Raw genomic sequence first — 22,642 nt, forward strand, 5'->3', positions numbered from 1 at the left:
GGCCAGCTTTCCAGCGGCTCCAGAGCTCCGCCTGCTGCCACCGAGTCAGCCCTCGCGACTTCGCCATCTCCATCCCGATCTCCAACAGTTTCGATACTGTTGCATTGACCGGTTGAACTCACCGCCGGCCTGCGCCGGCATGACGTGAATAGCAACGCTCGCGTCACGCCAGCGCCCGCACGGCTTCCATCGCCTCCTCGATCCGGTCGACGGCATGGATGGCGAGCCCCTCGATGTCGCGGCTGCCCTTCTTCGGGGCGTTGGCCCGGGGCACCACCGCCACCGAAAAGCCCAGCTTGGCGGCCTCGCGCAGGCGCTCCTGGCCGCGCGGCGCCGGCCGCACCTCGCCGGCCAGGCCGACTTCGCCGAACGCGATGAAGCCCTTGGGCAGCGGCTTGCCGCGCAGCGAGGAGGTGATCGCCAGCATCGCCGCCAGGTCGGCGGCCGGCTCGGTGATGCGCACGCCGCCGACCGCGTTGACGAACACGTCCTGGTCCATGCAGGCGATGCCGGCATGGCGGTGCAGCACCGCCAGCAGCATGGCCAGGCGGTCGCGCTCCAGGCCGACCGAGAGCCGGCGCGGGCTGGGCCCGCCGCTGTCCACCAGTGCCTGCACCTCGACCAGCAGCGGCCGGGTGCCCTCCAGCGTCACCAGCACGCAGCTGCCCGGCACCGGCTCGGCGTGCTGCGACAGGAAGATGGCGCTCGGGTTGGCCACGCCCTTGAGGCCCTTCTCGGTCATGGCGAACACGCCGATCTCGTTGACCGCGCCGAAGCGGTTCTTGATCGCCCGCACCAGCCGGAAGCTGGAGTGCGTGTCACCTTCGAAATAGAGCACGGTGTCGACCATGTGCTCCAGCACGCGCGGGCCGGCCAGCGCGCCCTCCTTGGTCACGTGGCCGACCAGCACGATGGCGGTGCCGCCGGCCTTGGCCGCGCGCGTCAGGTGCGCCGCGCATTCGCGCACCTGCGCCACCGAGCCGGGCGCCGAGGTGAGCTGGTCCGAATAGACGGTCTGGATCGAGTCGATCACCGCGATGGCCGGCTGCGTGGCCGCGAGCGCGGCCAGGATCTTCTCCAGCTGGATCTCGGCCAGCACCTGCACCTGCGACTGGTCCAGGCCGAGCCGGCGCGAGCGCAGGGCCACCTGGGCACCCGACTCCTCGCCGGTGACGTAAAGCGTGGCCGTGCCGGCGCGCTGCAGCCCGTCGAGCGCCTGCAGCAGCAGCGTCGACTTGCCGATGCCGGGGTCGCCGCCGATCAGCACCACCCCGCCCTCGACCATGCCGCCGCCCAGCACCCGGTCCAGCTCGCCGATGCCGGTGGGCGTGCGCGCCACTTCGGCCGCCTCGATGTCGGCCAGCACGGCGATCGCCGAGGTGGGCGCCAGCGAGGCGAAGCGGTGGCGCTGGGCCGCAGGCGTTTCCGCCACGGTCTCGACCAGGGTGTTCCAGGCGCCGCAATGCGGGCACTTGCCCTGCCACTTGGGCGTGCTGCCGCCGCACTCGGTGCAGCTGTAGTTCGTCTTGTCCTTCGCCACCGCGGCAGTGTAGGGGGTCGGGTGCAGGCAAGCCGGGAGGTTTCTCCTGTTTCCACCCCGGTCGGCGGAGGATGCAATGGGGGCAGGGCGCCGGTTTCCAGCGGCGCCGGGAAACCTGTCATGACCGGATCCAAGCCTCTTGCCGGCGGGCTGCTGTGGCTGGCTGCCGCCGGAACCGCCGGGGCCGCCGCGCCGCCCGGCATTGCCCAGATGGACAGCCCGACCCTGCGCAGGCACTACCTGGAATGCAGCCGGACGTCCGAACAAGCGCGCCTTGCCATGCCCGACGCGCAGTTCTGCTCCAGGGTGGCGCAAGTCCTGCTCCACCGCGATTTCGGCGGCGACCTGGAGCGCCAGTGGGCCTGGTGGCGCCGCGCCCAGCAGGAGCAGGGCGGCACTGCCGTGGCGCGCCGCAGGCAGTGACGGACGAGCGGCGCGCGACTCCCCATCGGCTTGGCCCGCTGCACCCTCGCGTCAGGGGTGCGCAGGGCCGGCCAGCAGCAGGTCGACGAAGGCCTGCGCCGGCGGCATCAGGGCGCGCTCCTGCTTGCTCACCACCGCGGTATTGCGCTCGACCGCCGGCCGGGTGAGCCGGCGGGCCACCAGCCGCGCATCGGCGACGTAGGCCAGGAGCGAGGCCGGCACCACCGCCACGCCCAGTCCGCTGGCCGCCATCGCCAGGGCCGTGGTCAGCAGCGAGACCTCGTGCGCCACCTGCAGCCGCACCCCGGCCGCATCGGCGGCTGCCTCGATGCGCCGGCGCACGCCATAGCCCGGCTTGACGGTCACCAGCGGCAGCGCCGCCAGCTGCCGCCAGGTGATCGGCTTGCCGGACGGAAACCGGGGGCCGGCCAGGCTCACCGCGGCCAGGTTGTCGCGCAGGAACACCTGCTCGCGCAGCCCCGGCACCGGCTGCTCCAGGGTGCCGATGCCGAAGTCGACCCGCTCGGCCAGCAGGGTTTCGACGAAGCCGGTCGGCGCCACGTCCTCGACCTCCACCTTCACCCCGGGGTGCTCGTCGAGGAAGCGGCGCAGCACCGGCGGCAGCAGCGTCTGGGCCACGGTGGCGGTGGCGGCGATGCGCACGCGGCCGCGCCGCACGCCGGCCAGTTCGGCCATGCTGGTCCCGAGCGCCTCCAGTTCGGCCAGCGCCCGCTCGGCATAGGCGATCGCCTCGGCCGCCGCCTCGGTGCGGCGCAGCGTGCGGGTGCTGCGGTCGAACAGCCTGACCCCCAGCTTGGCTTCCAGTTCGCGCAGCAGCACCGTGACGGCGGGCTGGGTGAGCGCCAGCTGCGCGGCGGCCGCCGACACCTGCCCGGTGCGGTAGACGGCGACGAACGCGCGCAGCTGCCGCACCGAGGGCAGCGTCCGCATCGATAAGGGTTTTTTATGAATCGGCATCAAAGATTCATTGTCGGCCGGCTGGAAGTTTGCCTTTAATCAACCCCTTCCCCTGTTTTCTGGAGTTGTTCCCATGCCGCTCGACCTGCAGACGCAGGTGCTCATCGTCGGCGCCGGACCGGTGGGGCTGACGCTGGCCATGGACCTGGCCCGGCGCGGCATCGCGGTCACCCTGGCCGAGATCCGGCACCGAGGCGAGCCGCCCAGCGTCAAGTGCAACCACGTCTCGGCCCGTTCGATGGAGATCTTCCGGCGCCTCGGCGTGGCCCCGGCGCTGCGCGAGGCCGGCTTGCCGGCCGACCATCCCAACGATGTCGCCTACCGCACCACCTTCACCGGCCAGGAGCTGTCGCGCATCCCGATCCCCGCACGGCGCGACCGCTACACCGCCACCCGCGGCCCCGACACCGGGTGGCCGACGCCCGAGCCGCCGCACCGCATCAACCAGATCTACCTGGAGCCGGTGCTGTTCGCCCATGCCGAGGCGACGCCGGGCGTGCGCATCCTCAACCGCACCCGCGTCGACGGCTTCACGCAGGACGTGGACGGCGTGCGCGCCGCCGGTGTCCACCTGGACACCGGCGAGGAGGTGCGCATCCGCTGCGACTACCTGGTCGGCTGCGACGGCGGCCGCTCCGGGGTGCGCAAGCAGATCGGCGCCAGGCTCTCGGGCACCGACGTGGTCGGCCGGGTGCAGTCGACCTACTTCCGCGCCCCCGACCTGCTGGCGCGGGCGCAGCACCCGCCGGCCTGGGGCACCTTCTCGCTCAACCCGCGCCGCTGCGGCAACGTCTACGCGATCGACGGCCGCGAGACCTTCCTGCTGCACAACTACCTGAAGGCCGACGAGACCGACTTCGATGCGGTCGACCGCGACTGGGCGATCCGCACCATCCTGGGCGTCGGCGCGGACTTCCGCTACGAGATCCTCTCGAAGGAAGACTGGGTGGGCCGGCGCCTGGTGGCCGACAAGTTCCGCGACCGCCGGGTCTTCATCTGCGGCGACGCCTCGCACCTGTGGATCCCGATGGCCGGCTACGGCATGAACGCCGGCATCGCCGACGCGATGGACCTGTCCTGGCTGCTGGCGGCGCGCCTGAACGGCTGGGCCGCCGAAGCGGCGCTGGCCGCCTACGAAGCCGAGCGGCTGCCGATCACCGAGCAGGTCTCGCGCTTCGCCATGAACCATGCACTGGCGCTGCAGAAGGAGCGCGAGGGGGTGCCCGAGGGCATCGAGGCGCCCGGTCCGGCCGGCGCGGCGGCGCGCGCCGCCGCCGGCCGCGCCCTCTACGACCTGAACGTGAAGCAGTACTGCTGTGCCGGCCTGAACTTCGGCTATTTCTACGATGCCTCGCCGCTGATCGCCTACGACGGCGAGCCGCCGCCGGGCTACACCATGGACCGGTTCACGCCCTCGACCGTGCCCGGCTGCCGCACGCCGCACGTCTGGCTGGACGACGGCCGCTCGCTCTACGACGCGCTGGGGCCGGAGTACACGCTGCTGCGCTTCGATCCCGGCGCCGACGCCCGGCCGCTGGTGCAGGCGGCCGCCCGGCGCGGCGTCCCGCTGGCGGTGCTGGACGTGCAGTCGCGCGAGGCGGCCGGCCTGTACCGGCACGCCTTCGTCCTGTCCCGCCCGGACCAGCACGTCGCCTGGCGCGGCAACGAGTTGCCCGCGGATCCGCTGGCGCTGGTCGACCGCATCCGCGGGGCCGGCTCGCCCACCCCCATCCCTGCCATCACCCCGAAGGAGACATTCGCATGAACCGTCGTCACGCGCTCACCCGACTGGCCGGCGCCGCCGCCGTGGCCGCCGTCCCGGGCGCCCTGCTGGCCCAGGCCGACAAGGCCATCACCATCGTCGTGCCCTATGCGCCGGGCGGCACCACGGACATGCTGGGCCGGATGCTGGCGCGCGAGATGGAGCCACTGCTCGGCCGCACCCTCGTGGTGGAGAACAAGCCGGGCGCCGGCAGCGGCATCGGCGCGATGCAGGTGGCGCGGGCGCCGGCCGACGGCCTCACGCTGCTGGTGGCCACCAGCACCACGCTGGCGATCAATCCCTCGCTGTACAGGAAGCTGCCCTACGACCCGGCCCGGGATTTCGCGCCGATCGGGATGATCGGGGCGGTGCCGCTGGTGGCGGTGGTGCACCCCTCGGTGCCGGTCCAGGACATCGCCGGCCTGGTGGCGCTGGCCAAGGCCAGGCCGGACAGCCTGAGCTACGGCTCGGCCGGCAACGGCAGCCCGCACCACCTGGGCATGGAGATGTTCAAGGCCGCCACCGGCATCGCGCTCACGCACGTGTCGTACAAGGGCAGCAGCCCGGCGGTGACCGACCTGCTGGGCGGGCAGATCCAGGTGATGTTCAGCGACATCCCGCCGGCCCTGCAGCACGTGCGCGCCGGCAAGCTGCGCGCGCTCGCCGTCACCTCGACCAAGCGCCAGCCGGCGCTGCCGGAGATCCCCGCCATCGCCGAGTCGGGCGTGCCGGGCACGCGCGACTTCCGGGCGGTCGCCTGGCAGAGCCTGGTGGCGCCGGCCGGAACGCCGCGCGAGCTGATCGACAAGTACGCCGCCGCGCTCCAGCAGGTGATGTCGCGGCGCGAGCTGAGGGCCCGCCTGGCGTCCGACGGTTTCGAAGCCGAGACCATGGGACCCGACCAGCTGGCGGCCTACATCCGCAGCGAGGCTGAGCGCTGGGGCCAGGTGATCCGCACCGCCGGCGCCACCGTCGACTGAAGCCCTGCCCGGCCGTGGGCGAATCCGCGGCCGGGGGCTTCCCCGCGGCCGGCCAATCATTTAATATCTTAAATAAATGGCGGCCACATCCTTCTCCCACCGCAACCTGCCCCGCCTGCTGCTGCAGGCGCGCGAAGCCGTGATGGCGCACAACCGCCCGCGCCTGCGCCAGCACGGCCTGTCCGACCAGCAGTGGCGGGTGCTGCGCGTGCTCGGCGAGCACGGCACGGTCGAGACCGGCCGCGTGGCGCGCGAGGCCTTCATCCTGGGCCCCAGCCTCACCGGGGTGCTGGCCCGCATGGAGCGCGACGGCCTGGTGCGGCGCGAGCGCGACCCGGCCGACCAGCGCCGCACGGTGGTCGAGGCCACCGCGCGCGGCCGCAGGCTGGTCGGCCAGCTGTCGCAAGCGGTCCAGGCCCACTACCAGTGGATGGAGCAGCAGCTGGGCAAGGACAAGCTGGCCCAGCTGTACCGCCTGCTCGACGAACTGATCGAACTGGAGCAACCCGAAGTGACCCACCGCGATGCGCTGCGACCGGACGGCGTGGCCCGCAAGCAGGAGATCTGCGCATGACCTGGCTGCCCAGCGGCACCGTGTACGGCACGCTGCTGAACCAGCGCAGCGAGTACGAGGCACTCGCACCGCACATGCACGACGCCCCCTACAAGGCCCCGCCGAAGGCGCCGGTGCTGTACGTCAAGACCGCCAACACCTTCAGCCCGGCCGGCGCCGCCATCCCGCTGCCGGCCCGGGTCGCCGAAGTCGAGGTCGGCGCCACCGTCGGCCTGGTGATCGGCGGCCGTGGGCAGGTGCAGGGCTGCGTGCTGCTGAACGACCTGTCGATTCCGCACGCCAGCCTGTTCCGCCCGCCGGTGAAGTTCAAGTGCCTGGACGGCTTCCTCGGCATCGGCTCCGACGTGCGGGCGGTCGACCCGGAGTCGGTGCAGATCGAGGTGCATGTCAACGGCGAGCTGCGCGAGACGGTGCGTTTCGATGCGCTGGTGCGCAGCCCGCGGCAGCTGCTGGCCGACGTCGCCGGGTTCATGACGCTGGGCGAAGGCGACGTGCTGATGCTCGGCTGCGACGCCTCGCGCCCGCGCGCCAGGGCCGGCGACCGCGTCGAACTGCGCTCGGCCGCACTCGGCAGCCTGTCCAACACCCTGGCCGCGGAGGCCGCATGAAGCACGCCCGCGTGGTCCACGAAGGCACGGCGCAGCGGGCGATCGAGCGCGACGGGCAACTGCTGCTGGCCGACGGCCGGCTGGTGTCCTTCGACGCCGTCACCTGGCTGCCGCCACTGGAGCCGGTGGCGCGCCCGCGCACCATCCTCGCGCTGGGCCTGAATTACGCCGACCACGCCAGGGAACTGGCGTTCAAGGCGCCGGAGGAACCGCTGGTGTTCCTCAAGGGCGAGCGCGCCCTCAACGGCCACCGCCAAGCCACCCGCCGCCCCGCCGGTGTCGAGTTCATGCACTACGAATGCGAACTCACCGTGGTGATCGGCCGGACGGCCCGGAAGGTCCGGCGCGACGATGCGTACGACTTCATCGCCGGCTACACGGTGGCCAACGACTACGCGATCCGCGACTACCTGGAAAACTGGTACCGGCCCAACCTGCGGGTGAAGAACCGCGATGGCGCCACGCCGCTGGGCCCGTTCCTGGTCGACCGCGACGACGTGCCCGACCCGATGGCGCTGGACCTGCGCACCACCGTGAACGGCCAGGTCACGCAATCGGGCAACACGAAGGACATGATCTTCGACCTGCCCTTCCTGCTCGAGTACTTCTCCAGCTTCATGACCCTGCAGCCCGGCGACCTGATCCTGACCGGCACCCCCGACGGCGTGGTGGACTGCCGGCCGGGCGACGTCGTCGTCACCGAAATCGAGGGCGTGGGGGCCCTCATGAACACCATCATCGACTGACATGCGCATCGACCACCTGATCGCCGGCAAATCCGTCGCTGGCCGCGACTATTTCGAGACCGTCAACCCGGCCACCCAGGAGGTGCTGGCCGAAGTGGCGGCCGGCGGCGAGGACGAGGTCAACGCCGCCGTCGCCGCCGCCAAGGCCGCCTTCCCCGCCTGGGCCGGTCTGCCGGCGCCGCAACGCGCGAAGCTCATCCGCAAGCTGGGCGAGCTGATCGCGCAGCACGTGCCCGAGATCGCCCGCACCGAGACCGACGACACCGGCCAGGTGATCGCCCAGACCGGCCGGCAGCTGGTGCCGCGCGCAGCCGACAACTTCAGCTATTTCGCCGAGATGTGCGTGCGGGTGGACGGCCACACCTACCCCACCGACACCCACCTGAACTACACCCTGTTCCATCCGGTCGGCGTCTGCGCGCTGATCTCGCCCTGGAACGTGCCCTTCATGACCGCCACCTGGAAGGTCGCGCCCTGCCTGGCCTTCGGCAACACCGCGGTGCTGAAGATGAGCGAGCTGTCGCCGCTGACCGCGGCGCGGCTGGGCGAGCTGGCGCTGGAAGCCGGCATCCCGGCCGGCGTGCTGAACATCGTGCACGGCTACGGCAAGGCGGCCGGCGAGCCGCTGGTGCGCCACCCCGACGTGCGCGCGATCTCCTTCACCGGCTCCACCGCCACCGGCAACCGCATCGTGAAGGAAGCCGGGCTGAAGAAGTTCAGCATGGAGCTGGGCGGCAAGTCGCCGTTCGTGGTCTTCGAGGACGCCGACCGGGCGCGCGCGCTGGACGCGGCGGTGTTCATGATCTTCTCCAACAACGGCGAGCGCTGCACCGCCGGCAGCCGCATCCTGGTGCAGAAGTCGATCTACGCCGACTTCGCACAGCAGTTCGCCGAACGGGCCCGGCGCATCACCGTCGGCGATCCGCTGGACGAGAAGACCATCATCGGCCCCATGATCTCGCAGGGCCACCTGGCCAAGGTGCGCAGCTACATCGAGCTGGGGCCGAAGGAAGGCGCCACCCTGCTGTGCGGCGGGCTGGACGCGCCGCTGCTGCCCGACCGGGTGAAGCGGGGCAACTACGTGGCGCCTACGGTGTTCGCCGACGTCGACAACCGCATGAAGATCGCCCAGGACGAGATCTTCGGGCCGGTGGCCTGCCTGATCCCGTTCGAGGACGAGGCCGACGCCATCCGCATCGCCAACGACATCGCCTACGGCCTGTCCAGCTACGTCTGGACCGAGAACATCGGCCGCGCCCACCGGGTCGCCGCCGCCGTCGAAGCCGGCATGTGCTTCGTCAACAGCCAGAACGTGCGCGACCTGCGCCAGCCCTTCGGCGGCACCAAGGCCTCGGGCACCGGCCGCGAGGGCGGCACCTGGAGCTACGAGGTGTTCCTGGAGCCCAAGAACATCGCGGTTTCGATGGGATCGCACCACATTCCACACTGGGGGACCTGACCATGGACCACACCCGCCTCACCGCCGCGGTCGCGCAGACCGCTTCCGTGCTGCTCGACACGCCGGCGACGCTGGATCGGGCGCTGTCGCTGATGGCCGAAGCCGCGGCCCGCGGCGTGCAGCTGCTGGTGTTTCCCGAGGCCTACATCGGCGGCTACCCCAAGGGGGCGGATTTCCACATCTACATCGGGGCGCGCACGCCCGAAGGCCGCGCCGAGTTCAAGCGCTACCACGATGCGGCGGTGGCGGCCGACGGGCCGGAGATCGCGCAACTGGCGAAGGCCTGCGCGCAACACCGGATGTACTGCGTGGTCGGCATCATCGAACGCGACGGCGGCACGCTGTACTGCACCGCCGTCTACCTGGGCCCCGACGGGGTGCTGGGCAAGCACCGCAAGCTGATGCCCACGGCGCTGGAGCGCCTGGTCTGGGGCTTCGGCGACGGCTCCACGCTGAAGGCGGTGGACACGCCCTGGGGCAAGCTGGGCGCGGTGATCTGCTGGGAGAACTACATGCCGATGCTGCGCATGGCGATGTACCAGCAGCGCGTCGCGATCTACTGCGCGCCGACCGCCGACGACCGCGAGAGCTGGGTCGCGACCATGCGCCACGTCGCGATGGAAGGCCGCTGCTTCGTGCTGTCGGCCTGCCAGCACCTGCGGCGCTCGCAGTTCCCGGCCGAGCGGATGAACAACCGGCTGCCGGAAGCGCCGGACACCGTGCTGATGCGCGGCGGCAGCCTGATCGCCGATCCGCTCGGCCGGCTGCTGGCCGGGCCGGTGTACGAGAAGGACGACCTGCTGGTCGCCGAGCTGGACCTGTCGCTGGTCCCGCAGGCGCAGATGGACTTCGACCCGGTGGGCCATTACGCGCGGCCCGACGTGTTCTCGCTGCGCGTCAACACGGCGCCGCAGGATGCGGTTCGCCTGGGAGACCGGAACGATGGGTAAGCTCGCGCTCGCCGCCAAGATCACGCACGTTCCCTCGATGTACCTGAGCGAGCTGCCCGGCCCGCGCCAGGGCACGCGGCAGGACGCCATCGACGGCCACATCGAGATCGGCCGGCGCTGCCGCGAGCTGGGGGTGGACACCATCGTGGTGTTCGACACCCACTGGCTGGTCAACGCCAACTACCACATCAACTGCGGGGCGCACTTCAAGGGCCTGTACACCAGCAACGAGCTGCCGCACTTCATCAGCAACATGGCCTTCGAGTTCCCCGGCAACCCGGCGCTCGGCCAGCTGCTGGCGAAGGTGTGCAACCAGTGGGGTGTGGAGACACTGGCCCACCACGACACCACGCTGGATCCGGAGTACGGCACCCTGGTGCCGATGCGCTACATGAACGCCGACCGGCACTTCAAGGTGGTGTCGGTGTCGGCGATGTGCATGGCGCACTACCTGAACGACAGCGCGCGCCTGGGCTGGGCGATCCGGCGGGCGATCGAGGACGAATACGACGGCACGGTGGCGATCTTCGCCAGCGGCTCGCTGTCGCACCGCTTCGCCCAGAACGGCCTGGCGCCGGAGTTCGGCTTCCGGATCTGGAGCCCGTTCCTGGAGCAGCTGGACCGCGAAGTGATCCGCATGTGGCAGGCCGGCGAGTGGAAGGCCTTCTGCGGCATGCTGCCCGAGTACGCGGCCAAGGGGCACGGCGAAGGCTTCATGCACGACACCGCCATGCTGCTGGGCGCGCTGGGCTGGTCGGCGTACGACGGCCGGGTGGAGGTCGTGACGCCCTACTTCGGCGCCTCGGGCACCGGCCAGATCAACGCCATCTTCCCGGTGACGCCGCAAGGCGGTGCGGCCATCCCCAAAGCCCAGGCCTCTTCGGCCGAAGGCTACTCGGCGATCAGCAGCCGGCTGTGAGCCCGGAAATCCGTATCTGACCCCGATTTCCCCATGCCGCACCTGGTGATCCTGTACACGCCCAACCTGGAAGCCGAGACCGACATGACGGCGCTGTGCCGCGCGCTGGCCGACGGCATGCTGCAGGTGAAGGACGAGGCGGGCAAGCAGGTGTTCCCGACCGGCGGCACGCGCGTGCTGGCGTACCCGGCGGCGCACTGCGCGGTGGCCGATGGCCGCGGCGACTACGCCTTCGTCTACCTGAACCTGCGCATGGGCGCCGGGCGCAGCGCCGCCGTGCAGCGGCAGGCCGGCGACGCCCTGCTCGAGACGGCCAAGGCCCATCTGGCGTCCGTGTTCGAGAAGCGCCCGATCGGCCTGACGGTGCAGGTGGATGAAAGCCCGGGCCAGGTGTACGACGGCAAGCACAGCACGCTGCATCCCCTGTTCAACAAATGACGGAACCTTCCCGTGCCAACCCGTCCGCTCCTTGTCATCCCGGCGAACGCCGGGATCCATCCCCGCAGGACTGCTCCGGTTCGGGCGACGTGCACGACATGACCTAGCCATGCTCGACCGGAAAACCATCGACCAACTCGCCGCCGACCTGCACGCCAGCGAGAAATCGCGCGTGCAGCTCGAGCACTTCTCCAGGCGCTTCCCCGGCATGACCATCGAGGACGGCTACGCCGTCTCGCGCGCCTGGATGGCGCTCAAGTCCGCCGAGGGCCGCCAGGTGATCGGCCACAAGATCGGGCTGACCTCGCGCGCCATGCAGCAGTCCAGCCAGATCGACGAGCCCGACTACGGCACCCTGCTGGACGACATGCTGTTCCAGCCCGGCGACATCCCCACGAACCGCTTCATCGCTCCGCGCGTGGAGGTGGAACTGGCCTTCGTCCTCAAGCACCGGCTGGAAGGCGACAAGGTCACCGTCGATGAGGTGCTCGAAGCCACCGAATACGTGACCCCGGCGATCGAGATCATCGACGCCCGCATCGAGCAGTTCGACCGCCACAGCAAGGCGCCGCGCAAGGTGCAGGACACCATCAGCGACAACGCCGCCAACGCCGGCATCGTGCTGGGCGGCTTGCGGGTGCATCCACGCGAGGTCGACCTGCCCTGGTGCGGTGCCATCCTGCGCCAGAACGGCACCGTGGAGGAGACCGGCCTGGCCGCCGGCGTGCAGGGCGACCCGGCCATCGGCGTGGCCTGGCTGGCCCGCAAGCTGGCGCCCTGGGGAGAATGCCTGCAGGCCGGCGAGATCGTGCTGGCCGGCTCCTTCACGCGGCCGGTGCCGGCGAGGCAGGGCGACGCGTTCGACGCCGACTACGGCAAGCTCGGCCGTTTCCAGTTCCGCTTCACCTGACCCTGCAGCCCATGCAAACGCCCCTCAACCCCTTCAAGAAGGCCCTGGCCGACAAGCGCCCGCAGATCGGCCTGTGGCTGGGCCTGGCCGACGCCTACTCGGCCGAGATCTGCGCCGGCGCCGGCTTCGACTGGCTGCTGATCGACGGCGAGCACTCGCCCAACGACCTGCGAAGCATCCTGCAACAGGCGCAGGTGATCGCCGCCTACCCCGAGTCGCACGCCATCGCGCGGGTGCCGGTCGGCCACGGCGACGTCGGCACCGCGCTGATCAAGCAGTACCTCGACCTGGGCCTGCAGACGCTGCTGGTGCCCATGGTGGACACCGCCGAGCAGGCCGCCGCCATCGTGCGGGCGGTGCGCTACCCGCCCTTCGGCATCCGCGGCATGGCGGGCGCGCGCGCCTCGCGCTGGGGCCGCTGCACCCAGTACGCGCGCGAGGCGAACGAGCAGGTCTGCCTGCTGCTGCAGGCCGAGAGCCGCGCGGCGCTGGACAACCTGGATGCCATCGCCGCCACCGAAGGCGTGGACGGCGTGTTCATCGGCCCGGCCGACCTGTCGGCGGCCATGGGCCACGTCGGCCAGCCCGGCCATGCCGAAGTACAGGCCGCGATCGACGACGCCATCACCCGCATCGTGCGCGCCGGCAAGGCCGCCGGCATCCTGACCGCCGACGAGGCGCTGTCCCGCCACTACCTGGAACTGGGCGCCACCTTCGTCGCGGTGGGGCTGGACACCAGCCTGCTGGCGCGCAGCACCTCGGCGCTGGCCGCGAAATTCAAGGCGGGCGCCGCGGCACCGGCCGAGACCCCGCGCGGAACCCCCTACTGAAGCAAGGAGACACGATCGTGAACGCCGTCCTCAAGCCTTCCGCCGCCATGCACCCCGACGAATGGGCCGCCCGCCTGCAGCTGGCCGCCTGCTACCGGGTGTTCGACCTGCTCGGCTGGACCGAGATGATCTACAACCACATCACGGTGCGCCTGCCCGACAGCGTGACCGGCGGCGCGAAGCAGTTCCTGATCAACCCCTTCGGCCTGCACTACAGCGAGGTGACGGCCAGCAACCTGCTCAAGATCGACGTGCAGGGCAACAAGCTGGACGACAACCCCTGGCCGGTCAACCCGGCCGGGTTCACGGTGCACTCGGCCATCCACGAGGGCATCGAGCAGGCCCACTGCGTGATGCACACCCACACCACCGCCGGCCTGGCGGTGGCCTGCACCGCCAGCGGGCTGGCGCAGAACAACTTCTATTCGTCGCAGCTGCACAACCTGGTCGCCTACCACGACTTCGAGGGCATCACCATCCGGGCCGAGGAAACGCCGCGCCTGCTGAAGAACATCGGCGACAAGCCGGCGGTGATCCTGCGCAACCACGGACTGCTGTCCTGGGGCCGCACCCTGCCGCTGGCGTTCGTGCGCCTGTGGACGCTGCAGCGCGCCTGCGAGGTGCAGGCGGCCCAGGCGGCACTGGGCCCAGCCCTCACGGTGCCCGAGCCCGTCGCAGCGCAGACGGCGGCCGATTCGTTCCAGTGGGACCAGAAGTTCGGCGCCGGCCAGGACGTGTTCGACGCACTGGTGCGCCGCGTGGACCGGATCGACGACTCCTACAAGCAGTGAAGGTGCGCGCACGATGAAGGCCTGCATCTACGGCGCCGGCGCCATCGGCGGCTGGATCGCCACCCGGCTGGCCCGCGCCGGCTGCGAAGTGAGCGTCGTCGCGCGCGGCGCCACCCTGGACGCCTTGCAGCGGCACGGCTTGCGGCTGCAGGAAAAGGGCGAGACGGTGTCGGCGCCGGTGCGCGCCAGCGCCAGCCCGGCCGAACTCGGCGTGCAGGACCTGGTGGTGGTCGCCGTCAAGGCGCCGGCCATGGGCGCCGTGGCGCAAGCCATCGGCCCGCTGATCGGCGCGCACACCCTCGTGCTGACCGCGATGAACGGCGTGCCCTGGTGGTTCTTCGAAGGCTTCGGCGGGCGCTACGCCGGCCTGCGGCTGAAGGCCATCGACCCGGACGGCCGCATTGCCGAGGCCATTCCTGCGCGCCACGTCGTCGGCTGCGTGGTGCACGCCAGTTGCTCGCTGCCGGACCCCGGCGTGGTGCAGCACCACTCGGGCAACAAGCTGATCGTCGGCGAGCCCGCGGGCGGAACGACGCCGCGGCTGGACGGGCTGGCTGCGCTGCTGGCGCGCGCCGGCTTCGAGGTCGAAGTCTCGCCGCAGATCCAGAAGGACGCCTGGTACAAGCTGTGGGGCAACATGACCATCAACCCGGTCTGCGCGTTCACCGGCGCCACCACCGACCTCGTGCTCGACGACGAGCTCACGCGCGGCTTCATCTCGCAGGTGATGCTGGAGACGCGCGAGATCGGCGCGCGCATCGGCATCCCGATCGCCCAGCTGCCGGAAGACCGCCACCAGGTCACCCGCAGGCTGGGCCGCTTCAAGCCCTCCATGCTGCAGGACGTGGAGGCCGGCAAGCCGGTGGAACTCGACGCGCTGGTCACCGTCGTCAAGGAACTGGGCGAACTGACCGGCGTGCCCACGCCCTACACCGACGTGCTGCTGGGGCTGGCGCGGCTGCACGGGCGCGTGCACGGGCTCTATTAAGCTCGGCGGGATGTCCGCCCTTGCCGCCCCCCGCGCCCTCTCCGGCGCCGCCTTCGCGACGCTGCTGCTGATCGCCCTGATGATGGGCGGCAACCACGTCGCGGCACGCGTCGCCTTCAACCATGGCGCCGACGTCGCCACGGCGGTGGTGTTCCGCAGCGGCACCACGGCGGTGGTGATCGTCGCCCTGCTCGCCTGGCAGCAGGTGCCGGTGCACTTCACCGCGCGCCACAGGCGCTTCCTGCCGGTCATCGGCCTGCTGATCGGGGTGCAGAGCCTGTTCCTGTATTCCTCGGTGGCGCGGCTGCCGGTGGCGCTGGCGCTGCTGGCCTTCAACACCTATCCGATCTGGACCGCGGTGTGGGCGGCGGCCGTCTATCGCCAGAAGCCGGAGCGCGCGATGCTGATCGCCATGCCGGTGATCCTGTTCGGGCTGGCGCTGGCGCTGGACGTGTTCGGCGCCGCCTCCGGCCTGGGCGCCGCGGGCCAGTGGAGCCGCATCGGCGCCGGCGTGGCGTTCGCGCTGGCGGCGGCGGCAACTTTCGGGCTGGCGCTGGTGCTGACGCAGCACGAAGCCGGCGATGTCGACGGCCGCGTGCGCACCGCCACCACCATGGCGATGGCCGCGCTGGTGGCGCTGGCCGGCGTGGGGCTGCAAGGGGGCTTCCAGTTGCCGCAGGCGCCGGCGGGCTGGGCCGGGCTGGCGGTGCTCACCTTCCTGTACGGCACCGCCTTCACCATCATGTTCACGGTGCTGCCGCGGCTGGGGGTGGTGGGCAATTCCGCGATCATGAACGTGGAGCCGGTGTTCGCGCTGGTGCTCGGCTGGCTGATCCTCGGCCAGGCGATCGCGCCGGTGCAGGTGGCCGGTGCGCTGGTCGTCGTCGGCGCCGTGATGGCGCTGGGGATGCGCAAGCGCTGAGCGTCAGTCCACCGCCACCGGCACCCGCGGCGCGACGGCGCACATCAGCTCGTAGCCGAGCGTGCCGGCCGCCTGCGCGACCTCGTCGATCGGCAGCACGGCACCGCTGCCGGCCCGGCCCCACAACGTGACCTCGCTGCCGAAGCCGGCCTGCGGCACGGGCGACAGGTCCACCGCCAGCATGTCCATGCTGACCCGCCCGACCAGCCGCGTGCGCACGCCTTCGACCAGCACCGGCGTGCCGGTGCCGCAGTGGCGCGGGTAGCCGTCGGCATAGCCGCAGGCCACCACGCCGATCCGCATCGGCGCATCGGCGACGAAGCGCGAGCCGTAGCCGACGGTATCGCCCGGCTGCAGGGCCTGCACGCCGATCAGGCGGCTGGCCAGCGTCAGGGTCGGCTGCAGGTCCCAGTGCACGATGTCGTGCTCCGGATGGTCCGGCGCGCTGCCGTACACCGCGATGCCGGGGCGGATCCAGTCGGCGCGCACCGCGGGGTCCTGCGCGTGGCGCAATGTCGCGGCGCTGTTGGCCAGCGAGCGCTCGCCCGGCAGGTCGCGCGTCGCCTCTTCGAAGATCCGGGCCTGGTGCGCGATGCCGCGCTCGGCGTCGGCATCGGAGAAATGGGTGACGAAGGAGATCTCGTCGACCTGCGGCAGCGCATTCAGGCGCGTCCACGCGGCGCGGAACAGCGCCGGGGCAAAGCCCAGGCGGTTCATGCCCGAATTGAGCTTGAGGAATACGCGCTGCGGCTGCTGGGTCTTGTGCGCGGCCAGCCAGTCGATCTGCTGCTCGCAATGCACCACGTGCCACAGGTCCAGGCGCGAGCACAGCTCCAGGTCGCGCGGCTCGAACACGCCTTCCAGCAGCAGGATGGGCCCGCGCCAGCCCAGGGCGCGCACGCGCTCGGCCTCCTGCAGGTCCAGCAGCGCGAAGCCGTCGGCGCCGCGCAGCGCCTCGAACACGCGTTCGATGCCGTGCCCGTAGGCGTTGGCCTTGACCACCGCCCAGACGCGCGCGTCGGGCGCGGCGAGGCGCATCCGCGCGAGGTTGTGCCGCAGGGCTTCGGTGTGGATGGTGGCGAGGATGGGGCGAGGCATTCGCGACGGCGCAGCAACGGAAGCGAGGATTTTGTCATTACCCCCCGTGATATAACCCTCCGTCCCCCAAAGACCGCAGTCCCCGTCCACGCAAGAGGCCCGCGAAAGGCCCACCAGCCCAGTCGAATGAAGCGCGGCTTCTACACCATCATGGCGGCGCAGTTCTTCTCGTCGCTGGCGGACAACGCGTTGTTCGTGGCCGCGGTGGAACTCCTCATCACCTCCGGCGCCGCCGAATGGCAGCGCGCCGCGCTGGTGCCGATGTTCGCGCTGTTCTACGTGGTGCTGGCGCCGTTCGTCGGCGCCTTCGCCGATGCGCTGCCCAAGGGCTGGGTCATGTTCATCAGCAACGCGATCAAGGTCGTGGGCTGCCTGATGATGCTGTTCGGCACCCACCCGCTGCTGTCGTACGCGATCGTGGGGCTGGGCGCCGCGGCCTATTCGCCGGCCAAGTACGGCATCCTCACCGAACTGCTGCCGCCCTCGCAGCTGGTCAAGGCCAACGGCTGGATCGAGGGCCTGACCATCGCCTCGATCATCCTGGGCATCCTGCTGGGCGGCCAGCTGGTGGGGCAGGCGATCGCCAGCCGCCTGCTGTCGTACGACTTCCCGCTGCTGGAGACCGGCATAGACACCGGGCCGGAGGCGGCCATCTTCGTGCTGATCTTCGTGTACGTGATCGCCGCCTGGTTCAACCTGCGCATCCCGCACACCGGCGTGGAGATGCGGGCGATGCCCCGGAACCCGCTGGAGCTGGTGCCCGACTTCTGGAACTGCAATTCGCGCCTGTGGCGCGACAAGCTGGGGCAGATCTCGCTGGCCACCACCACGCTGTTCTGGGGCGTCTCGGGCAACCTGCGCTACATCATCCTGGCCTGGAGCGCCGCCGCCCTGGGCTACAGCACCACCCAGGCCTCCACCCTCAGCGGGGTGGTGGCGCTGGGCACCGCCGTCGGCGCGGTGGTCGCTTCCATGCGCATGCGGCTGGACATGGCCACCAGCGTGATGCCGCTGGGCATCGCCATGGGGGTGCTGGTGATCCTGATGAACTACATCGGCAACGTCTGGGTGGCCGCGCCCTTCCTGATCCTGCTGGGCGGACTGGGCGGCTTCATGGTGGTGCCGATGAACGCGCTGCTGCAGCACCGCGGCCACAACCTGATGGGCGCCGGCCGCTCGATCGCGGTGCAGAACTTCAACGAGCAGGCCTGCATCCTGGGCCTGGGTGCGTTCTACAGCCTGTCGGCCGGCCTGGGCCTGTCGGCGTTCGGCGCCATCACGGTGTTCGGCGTGGTGGTGGCCGGCATCATGTGGCTGATCCAGCGCTGGCATGCCTGGAACCAGAAGCACCACAAGGAAGAACTCGACCAGTTGCTGGCGATCGCCCGGCACGACAACCCCGATGGTCCCCCCTGAGCCCGGCCGCGCGGCGCCGGTGCTGGCGCTGGCGGTCAACGCCTTCGTCTGGGGCGTGTCCTGGTGGCCGCTGCGCGAACTGCAATCGCACGGCCTGCATCCGCTGTGGGCCACCGCCGGGGTCTACCTCGCGGTGCTCGCCGCGCTCGCGATCCTGCACCCGAAGGCCTGGCCCGGCCTGGCCGGGCACCCGGAGATCCTGTGGCTGATGGCGGCGGCCGGCCTGACCAACGTCGGCTTCAACTGGGCGGTGACCGTCGGCGACGTGGTCCGCGTGGTCCTGCTGTTCTACCTGATGCCGGCCTGGAGCGTGCTGCTGGCGTGGCCGCTGCTGGGCGAGCGCCCGAGCCCCGCGGCGCTGCTGCGGCTGACCCTGGCGCTGGCCGGCGTGCTGGTGATCCTGAAGGCGCCCGGCACGCCCTGGCCGCTGCCGGAGTCACTGGCCGACGGCCTGGCCTTGCTGGGGGGATTCAGCTTCGCGCTGACCAACATCCTGCTGCGCCGCCTGCATCGCACGCCGCCCGCCACCCGCGTCATTGCCATGTTCCTGGGCGGCACCCTCGCAGCCAGCGCCGTCGGCACCCTGGCCATGGGGCAGGGCCTGGTGCCGGCGCCGGTGGCGCTGCCCGCGGGCGCGCTGGCCATCGCCGGCCTGCTGGGGCTGGCCTTCCTGCTGGGCAACTCGGCGCTGCAGTTCGGTGCCGCCCGGCTGGCCGCCCAGACCACGGCGCTGGTGATGCTGTCCGAGGTGCTGTTCGCCAGCGTGTCGGCGGTGCTGGCCGGCGCCGCCCAGTTGAGCGAGCGCACCTGGCTGGGCGGGGCGCTGGTGGTCGCGGCGGCGGCATGGTCGGCCTGGGCCGCGCCCGGCGAGGATCGCGCGGCCGCCGCACAATCGGCAGCCTGAGCGCCGCCCGGGCGCCCGAAAGCGCTCCGACCGGAGTGCGCACACGGAGGTATCCAGTGACCACCGCCTACGATTTCCAGGCCACCGCGATCGACGGCAGGACCGTGTCCCTGCGGCAGTTCGAGGGCCGGCCGCTGCTGATCGTCAACACCGCCAGCGCCTGCGGCTTCACGCCGCAGTTCGGCGGGCTGCAGGAACTGCACCAGCAATACGGACCGAAGGGCCTCGCCGTGCTGGGTTTCCCCTGCAACCAGTTCGGCAACCAGGACCCGGGCAGCAACGACGAGATCGCGCAGTTCTGCCAGCGCAACTACGGCGTCGACTTCCCGATGATGGCCAGGATCGAGGTCAACGGCGCCGGCGCCGACCCGCTGTTCAAGTGGCTGACGGCGCAGGCGCCCGGCCTGCTCGGCAGCCAGGCCATCAAGTGGAACTTCACCAAGTTCCTGGTCGGCAAGGACGGGCAGGTCATCAGGCGCTACGCGCCGCAGGATCCGCCCGAGTCGCTGGCCAAGGACGTGGAGGCGGCGCTCGCCGCTTGAGCCGGGACAGTGTCCTGACTAGACGTAGACCAGCGGCAGCGCGGTGGTGTACTTGATCTGCTCCATCGCGAAGCTCGAGGACACCCCGGAATAGTCCAGCCCGCGTACCAGGCGCTTGTAGATGGCGTCGTAGCCGCGGACATCGGGGACCACCACGCGCAGCAGGTAGTCGGTGTCGCCGCTCATGCGGTAGAACTCGACGATTTCGGGGATGTCGGCGACCAGGCTGCAGAACTTCTTCATCCACTGGTCGTTGTGGTTGCTGGTGCGGATCGAAACGAACACGGTGACGCCCACGTTCAGCTTGTCGGGGTCGAGCAGCGCGACCCGGCGCTGGATGTAGCCCTCCTGCTCCAGCCGCTGCACCCTGCGCCAGCACGGCGTTGGGGAGAGGTGGGTGAGCTGGCCGAGTTGCTGCATCGAGAGCGTGGCATCGACCTGGAGGTTGCCCAGGATCAGCTTGTCGATCTTGTCCATGCAAGATTATGGCGGCAATCGGCTGATCGGTAGCACAGATTTGCGCACCTTCCGGATGCCTCTGAATTTTTGGACTGTTCTTGCACGTGCGGCTCCCTACACTGGGACGCATGAGAACGCATCCCGGTGCCGCGACGACAGGCACGCTCCACCCGTCCACCATGCTGACCCACGGCGGGCGCAATCCCGCCGATCACTGCGGCATGGTCAACACCCCCATCTACCGCGGCTCGACGATCCTCTCCTCCACCCTGCAGGAATGGGAGGAGCGCAAGCAACCGGACAACCCGTATGCCTCCTATGGGCGATTCGGAACACCCACCACCCACGCCTTGCAGGACCTGGTCGCCCAGGCCGAAGGCGGCCACGGGGCACTGGTGTTTCCCTCCGGCCTGGCCGCCTGCACCCACACCCTGCTTTCCCTGCTGCGCGCGGGCGACCACGTGCTGCTGCCGGACAGCGTCTACGGACCGACCCGGTCCTTTGCCACCCATGTGCTCGCCCGTTTCGGCATCGAGGCCGAGTTCTACGACCCGCTGATCGGGGCCGGCATCCGGCAGCACCTGCGGGCCACCACAAGGGTGGTCTACGTGGAGTCGCCGGGCTCGTGCACGTTCGAGGTCCAGGACATCCCGGCGATCGCGGCGCAGGCGCGCGCGGCCGGCGCCTACGTGGTGATGGACAACACCTGGGCCACGCCGCTTTTCTTCAAGCCGTTCGAGCATGGCGTCGATGTCTCGATCCAGGCCGCCACCAAATACCTGGTCGGGCATTCCGATGCGATCCTGGGGGTCGCGACCGCCAACCGGCGGGCCTGGCCCCTGCTGCAGAAAGGCGCCCACGACTTCGGCCAGACCAGCGGAGCGGACGACGTGTTCCTGGTGCTGCGCGGCTTCCGCACCCTGGCCCTGCGGATGCAGCAGCACTGGGACACGGGATTGCGGCTCGCACAGCTGCTGGCGGAGCACCCGATGGTCGAACGCGTGATGCATCCCGGCCTGCCCGGCGACCCCGGGCATGCGTTGTGGAAGCGGGACTTCCAGGGTGCCAGCGGGCTGTTCGCGATCGCGCTGCAGCCGCTGCCGAGGCGGGCGCTGGCCGCCTTCTTCGACTCCCTCGAGCTGTTCGGCATCGGTCTGTCGTGGGGCGGCTACGAGAGCCTCGTGCTGCCCATGGACCCCCCCACGCGCACGGCGCGGCCGTGGTCGGCCCCCGGCCCGCTGGTCCGGATCCACGCCGGCCTCGAGGCCTGCCAGGACCTCGCCGCGGATCTCGTGCACGCCCTGGCCAAGGCACGGGAGCATGGCCTTTCGCAAACGCCGGCCCGCCAAGTGGCCATGAGCTCATAACCCGGCCATTCGCTTATTCTCGACCCCCGTTTTTCTAAGGAAGCCCCATGCAGAACGCCACGCGACGACTCATCCTCTCGGCAGTCGCAGCAAGCGCCCTGTCCATCGTTTCGGTGGGCCAGGCGCAGACCTTTCCCGAGGCATCGCGCCCGATCCACCTCGTCGTGCCCTACGCCCCGGGCGGCTCGTCCGACTTCCTGGCGCGCGTGGTGGCCAAGAAGCTCGGCGAGAACCTGAACCACAACGTCATCGTCGAGAACAAGCCCGGCGCCAGCACCATCATCGGCGCGGATCACGTGGCCAAGTCCAAGCCTGACGGCTACACCATCTACCTCATTGGCGAACTGACGCATTCCTCGCTCGCGCCGCTGAACGCCAAGCTCCCGTTCGACCCCCAGAAGGATTTCGCGCCGGTCACCAACCTGGTCGAATCGCCCCTGGTGATCTCGGTCCCGCAGGCCTTTCCCGTCTCCAACCTGAAGGAGTTCGTGGCCCACGCCAAGGCCAATCCCGGCGCCATCAACTACGGCTCCGCCGGTCTCGGCAACACGCTGCACCTGGCCGGGGAACAGTTCTCCAAGTTCGCCGGCGTGGAGATGAACCACGTCCAGTACAAGGGGGCTTCGGCCGCGCTGGTCGACCTGCTGGCCGGGCGCATCCAGGTGACCTTCGACCTCCCGCAGACACCGCTGCCCCATATCGAGAGCGGCAAGCTCAAGGCGCTGGCCGTCACTTCGCAGAAGCGCCTGCCGATGCTGCCGCAAACGCCGACCACCGCCGAGGCCGGCTATGCGGGCTATCTGTTCAGCACGAAGATCGGCATTTCGGCGCCTGCCGGCACGCCCGAGCCGATCCTGAAAAAGCTGCACGCCGAACTCGTGAAGGTGATGCAGGACCCCCAAGTGAAGCGCTCGCTCGAAGAGAAGGCCATGCTGGTCTCGACCAACGCATCGCCGCAGGAATACCAGAAGCAGTTTGCCGAGACCGCGACGCTGGTGAAGGAACTGCTCGCCGGCGTGAAGCGCCAGTAGGCCCGCA

At 70.5% G+C, this 22,642-nt stretch carries 24 protein-coding genes; 20 read left to right on the top strand and 4 right to left on the bottom strand.

All coding sequences use genetic code 11. The annotated features are described in order from the left end of the window. Nucleotides 1-163 precede the first annotated feature (163 nt). On the bottom strand, nucleotides 164-1,540 hold the full coding sequence (radA, locus tag V6M57_RS18200) for a DNA repair protein RadA (RefSeq protein WP_332816416.1): 1,377 nt from the start codon (nucleotides 1,538-1,540) through the stop codon (nucleotides 164-166). A 120-nt stretch (nucleotides 1,541-1,660) separates the two neighbouring features. Between radA and V6M57_RS18205 the strand changes: the two genes are divergently transcribed. After that, on the top strand, nucleotides 1,661-1,963 hold the full coding sequence (locus V6M57_RS18205; RefSeq protein ID WP_332816417.1) for a hypothetical protein: 303 nt from the start codon (nucleotides 1,661-1,663) through the stop codon (nucleotides 1,961-1,963). Between the two features lie 51 nt (nucleotides 1,964-2,014). Here the strand turns inward: V6M57_RS18205 and V6M57_RS18210 are convergent, their stop codons facing one another. Continuing rightward, nucleotides 2,015-2,914 (bottom strand): LysR family transcriptional regulator, encoded by a 900-nt coding sequence (locus V6M57_RS18210; RefSeq protein ID WP_332816418.1) that lies wholly within the window; start codon nucleotides 2,912-2,914, stop codon nucleotides 2,015-2,017. 100 nt (nucleotides 2,915-3,014) lie between these two features. Here V6M57_RS18210 and V6M57_RS18215 point away from each other — a divergent pair, with 100 nt between their 5' ends. The 14 genes from V6M57_RS18215 to V6M57_RS18280 all read left to right on the top strand — a co-directional run bounded on the left by V6M57_RS18215 (nucleotide 3,015) and on the right by V6M57_RS18280 (nucleotide 15,818). Further along, nucleotides 3,015-4,706 (top strand): FAD-dependent oxidoreductase, encoded by a 1,692-nt coding sequence (locus tag V6M57_RS18215; RefSeq protein WP_332816419.1) that lies wholly within the window; start codon nucleotides 3,015-3,017, stop codon nucleotides 4,704-4,706. After that, on the top strand, nucleotides 4,703-5,683 hold the full coding sequence (locus V6M57_RS18220; protein WP_332816420.1) for a Bug family tripartite tricarboxylate transporter substrate binding protein: 981 nt from the start codon (nucleotides 4,703-4,705) through the stop codon (nucleotides 5,681-5,683). The genes V6M57_RS18215 and V6M57_RS18220 overlap by 4 nt, the downstream gene beginning before the upstream one ends. Before the next feature lie 76 nt (nucleotides 5,684-5,759). After that, nucleotides 5,760-6,257, top strand: a complete 498-nt coding sequence (gene hpaR, locus V6M57_RS18225) for a homoprotocatechuate degradation operon regulator HpaR (protein WP_332816421.1) — start codon at nucleotides 5,760-5,762, stop codon at nucleotides 6,255-6,257. Then, on the top strand, nucleotides 6,254-6,865 hold the full coding sequence (locus tag V6M57_RS18230; RefSeq protein WP_332816422.1) for a fumarylacetoacetate hydrolase family protein: 612 nt from the start codon (nucleotides 6,254-6,256) through the stop codon (nucleotides 6,863-6,865). Before hpaR ends, V6M57_RS18230 begins: the two co-directional genes overlap by 4 nt. Further along, nucleotides 6,862-7,611 carry a fumarylacetoacetate hydrolase family protein gene (locus V6M57_RS18235; RefSeq protein WP_332816423.1) on the top strand — a complete coding sequence of 250 codons (750 nt, stop codon included), beginning with the start codon at nucleotides 6,862-6,864 and terminating at the stop codon, nucleotides 7,609-7,611. Before V6M57_RS18230 ends, V6M57_RS18235 begins: the two co-directional genes overlap by 4 nt. 1 nt (nucleotide 7,612) lies before the next feature. Further along, complete coding sequence (hpaE, locus tag V6M57_RS18240) at nucleotides 7,613-9,070, top strand: 5-carboxymethyl-2-hydroxymuconate semialdehyde dehydrogenase (RefSeq protein ID WP_332816424.1); 1,458 nt, start codon at nucleotides 7,613-7,615, stop codon at nucleotides 9,068-9,070. Between the two features lie 2 nt (nucleotides 9,071-9,072). Then, a complete protein-coding gene (locus V6M57_RS18245) occupies nucleotides 9,073-10,020 on the top strand; it encodes a carbon-nitrogen hydrolase family protein (RefSeq protein WP_332816425.1) in 948 nt (315 codons plus the stop codon). Then, entirely contained in the window at nucleotides 10,013-10,939 is a 927-nt protein-coding gene (hpaD, locus tag V6M57_RS18250; protein ID WP_332816426.1) for a 3,4-dihydroxyphenylacetate 2,3-dioxygenase, read from the top strand. Before V6M57_RS18245 ends, hpaD begins: the two co-directional genes overlap by 8 nt. Nucleotides 10,940-10,972: 33 nt before the next feature. Further along, entirely contained in the window at nucleotides 10,973-11,377 is a 405-nt protein-coding gene (locus tag V6M57_RS18255; RefSeq protein WP_332816427.1) for a 5-carboxymethyl-2-hydroxymuconate Delta-isomerase, read from the top strand. A gap of 109 nt (nucleotides 11,378-11,486) precedes the next feature. Beyond that, nucleotides 11,487-12,287 (top strand): 2-oxo-hept-4-ene-1,7-dioate hydratase, encoded by an 801-nt coding sequence (gene hpaH, locus V6M57_RS18260; RefSeq protein ID WP_332816428.1) that lies wholly within the window; start codon nucleotides 11,487-11,489, stop codon nucleotides 12,285-12,287. An 11-nt stretch (nucleotides 12,288-12,298) separates the two neighbouring features. Continuing rightward, the gene (locus V6M57_RS18265; RefSeq protein WP_332816429.1) at nucleotides 12,299-13,117 is read left to right on the top strand and encodes an aldolase/citrate lyase family protein; all 819 of its coding nucleotides are present in this window, start codon (nucleotides 12,299-12,301) and stop codon (nucleotides 13,115-13,117) included. Between the two features lie 47 nt (nucleotides 13,118-13,164). Then, nucleotides 13,165-13,908 carry a class II aldolase/adducin family protein gene (locus V6M57_RS18270; protein ID WP_332816450.1) on the top strand — a complete coding sequence of 248 codons (744 nt, stop codon included), beginning with the start codon at nucleotides 13,165-13,167 and terminating at the stop codon, nucleotides 13,906-13,908. Between the two features lie 13 nt (nucleotides 13,909-13,921). Then, nucleotides 13,922-14,896 carry a 2-dehydropantoate 2-reductase gene (locus V6M57_RS18275; RefSeq protein ID WP_332816430.1) on the top strand — a complete coding sequence of 325 codons (975 nt, stop codon included), beginning with the start codon at nucleotides 13,922-13,924 and terminating at the stop codon, nucleotides 14,894-14,896. Nucleotides 14,897-14,906: 10 nt separating this feature from the next. Further along, entirely contained in the window at nucleotides 14,907-15,818 is a 912-nt protein-coding gene (locus V6M57_RS18280) for a DMT family transporter (protein WP_332816431.1), read from the top strand. 3 nt (nucleotides 15,819-15,821) lie between these two features. Here the strand turns inward: V6M57_RS18280 and alr are convergent, their stop codons facing one another. Then, nucleotides 15,822-16,916, bottom strand: a complete 1,095-nt coding sequence (gene alr / locus V6M57_RS18285) for an alanine racemase (RefSeq protein WP_332816432.1) — start codon at nucleotides 16,914-16,916, stop codon at nucleotides 15,822-15,824. A 126-nt stretch (nucleotides 16,917-17,042) separates the two neighbouring features. On the opposite strand from alr, the gene lplT reads away from it, so the two are divergent. The 3 genes from lplT to V6M57_RS18300 are packed head-to-tail and all read left to right on the top strand — an operon-like array spanning nucleotide 17,043 to nucleotide 19,778. After that, nucleotides 17,043-18,332: a lysophospholipid transporter LplT gene (gene lplT, locus V6M57_RS18290; protein ID WP_332816433.1), complete on the top strand. Its 1,290-nt coding sequence runs from the start codon at nucleotides 17,043-17,045 to the stop codon at nucleotides 18,330-18,332. Further along, complete coding sequence (locus V6M57_RS18295; protein ID WP_332816434.1) at nucleotides 18,319-19,236, top strand: DMT family transporter; 918 nt, start codon at nucleotides 18,319-18,321, stop codon at nucleotides 19,234-19,236. Before lplT ends, V6M57_RS18295 begins: the two co-directional genes overlap by 14 nt. Before the next feature lie 56 nt (nucleotides 19,237-19,292). Further along, nucleotides 19,293-19,778, top strand: a complete 486-nt coding sequence (locus tag V6M57_RS18300) for a glutathione peroxidase (RefSeq protein WP_332816435.1) — start codon at nucleotides 19,293-19,295, stop codon at nucleotides 19,776-19,778. An 18-nt stretch (nucleotides 19,779-19,796) separates the two neighbouring features. On the opposite strand, the gene V6M57_RS18305 is transcribed toward V6M57_RS18300, so the two are convergent. Next, the gene (locus tag V6M57_RS18305) at nucleotides 19,797-20,255 is read right to left on the bottom strand and encodes an Lrp/AsnC family transcriptional regulator (protein WP_332816436.1); all 459 of its coding nucleotides are present in this window, start codon (nucleotides 20,253-20,255) and stop codon (nucleotides 19,797-19,799) included. Between the two features lie 110 nt (nucleotides 20,256-20,365). Between V6M57_RS18305 and metC the strand changes: the two genes are divergently transcribed. Next, nucleotides 20,366-21,604 carry a cystathionine beta-lyase gene (metC, locus tag V6M57_RS18310; protein ID WP_332816437.1) on the top strand — a complete coding sequence of 413 codons (1,239 nt, stop codon included), beginning with the start codon at nucleotides 20,366-20,368 and terminating at the stop codon, nucleotides 21,602-21,604. A 47-nt stretch (nucleotides 21,605-21,651) separates the two neighbouring features. Then, nucleotides 21,652-22,635 (top strand): Bug family tripartite tricarboxylate transporter substrate binding protein, encoded by a 984-nt coding sequence (locus V6M57_RS18315; protein WP_332816438.1) that lies wholly within the window; start codon nucleotides 21,652-21,654, stop codon nucleotides 22,633-22,635. The last annotated feature ends 7 nt before the right edge of the window (nucleotides 22,636-22,642 follow it).

The organism is Ramlibacter sp., from assembly GCF_036676645.1.
Taxonomy (GTDB): Bacteria; Pseudomonadota; Gammaproteobacteria; order Burkholderiales; family Burkholderiaceae_C; genus Ramlibacter.

Coding starts and splice junctions, on each gene's coding strand:
- V6M57_RS18215 (WP_332816419.1), top strand. CDS start 3,015: ATGCCGCTCGACCTGCAGACGCAGGTGCTCATCGTCGGCGCCGGACCG.
- V6M57_RS18265 (WP_332816429.1), top strand. CDS start 12,299: ATGCAAACGCCCCTCAACCCCTTCAAGAAGGCCCTGGCCGACAAGCGC.
- metC (WP_332816437.1), top strand. CDS start 20,366: ATGAGAACGCATCCCGGTGCCGCGACGACAGGCACGCTCCACCCGTCC.
- V6M57_RS18230 (WP_332816422.1), top strand. CDS start 6,254: ATGACCTGGCTGCCCAGCGGCACCGTGTACGGCACGCTGCTGAACCAG.
- V6M57_RS18205 (WP_332816417.1), top strand. CDS start 1,661: ATGACCGGATCCAAGCCTCTTGCCGGCGGGCTGCTGTGGCTGGCTGCC.
- hpaR (WP_332816421.1), top strand. CDS start 5,760: ATGGCGGCCACATCCTTCTCCCACCGCAACCTGCCCCGCCTGCTGCTG.
- hpaH (WP_332816428.1), top strand. CDS start 11,487: ATGCTCGACCGGAAAACCATCGACCAACTCGCCGCCGACCTGCACGCC.
- V6M57_RS18275 (WP_332816430.1), top strand. CDS start 13,922: ATGAAGGCCTGCATCTACGGCGCCGGCGCCATCGGCGGCTGGATCGCC.
- V6M57_RS18295 (WP_332816434.1), top strand. CDS start 18,319: ATGGTCCCCCCTGAGCCCGGCCGCGCGGCGCCGGTGCTGGCGCTGGCG.
- V6M57_RS18270 (WP_332816450.1), top strand. CDS start 13,165: ATGCACCCCGACGAATGGGCCGCCCGCCTGCAGCTGGCCGCCTGCTAC.
- hpaD (WP_332816426.1), top strand. CDS start 10,013: ATGGGTAAGCTCGCGCTCGCCGCCAAGATCACGCACGTTCCCTCGATG.
- V6M57_RS18235 (WP_332816423.1), top strand. CDS start 6,862: ATGAAGCACGCCCGCGTGGTCCACGAAGGCACGGCGCAGCGGGCGATC.
- lplT (WP_332816433.1), top strand. CDS start 17,043: ATGAAGCGCGGCTTCTACACCATCATGGCGGCGCAGTTCTTCTCGTCG.
- V6M57_RS18220 (WP_332816420.1), top strand. CDS start 4,703: ATGAACCGTCGTCACGCGCTCACCCGACTGGCCGGCGCCGCCGCCGTG.
- V6M57_RS18255 (WP_332816427.1), top strand. CDS start 10,973: ATGCCGCACCTGGTGATCCTGTACACGCCCAACCTGGAAGCCGAGACC.
- V6M57_RS18280 (WP_332816431.1), top strand. CDS start 14,907: ATGTCCGCCCTTGCCGCCCCCCGCGCCCTCTCCGGCGCCGCCTTCGCG.
- alr (WP_332816432.1), bottom strand. CDS start 16,916: ATGCCTCGCCCCATCCTCGCCACCATCCACACCGAAGCCCTGCGGCAC.
- V6M57_RS18245 (WP_332816425.1), top strand. CDS start 9,073: ATGGACCACACCCGCCTCACCGCCGCGGTCGCGCAGACCGCTTCCGTG.
- V6M57_RS18210 (WP_332816418.1), bottom strand. CDS start 2,914: ATGCGGACGCTGCCCTCGGTGCGGCAGCTGCGCGCGTTCGTCGCCGTC.
- hpaE (WP_332816424.1), top strand. CDS start 7,613: ATGCGCATCGACCACCTGATCGCCGGCAAATCCGTCGCTGGCCGCGAC.
- V6M57_RS18315 (WP_332816438.1), top strand. CDS start 21,652: ATGCAGAACGCCACGCGACGACTCATCCTCTCGGCAGTCGCAGCAAGC.
- V6M57_RS18305 (WP_332816436.1), bottom strand. CDS start 20,255: ATGGACAAGATCGACAAGCTGATCCTGGGCAACCTCCAGGTCGATGCC.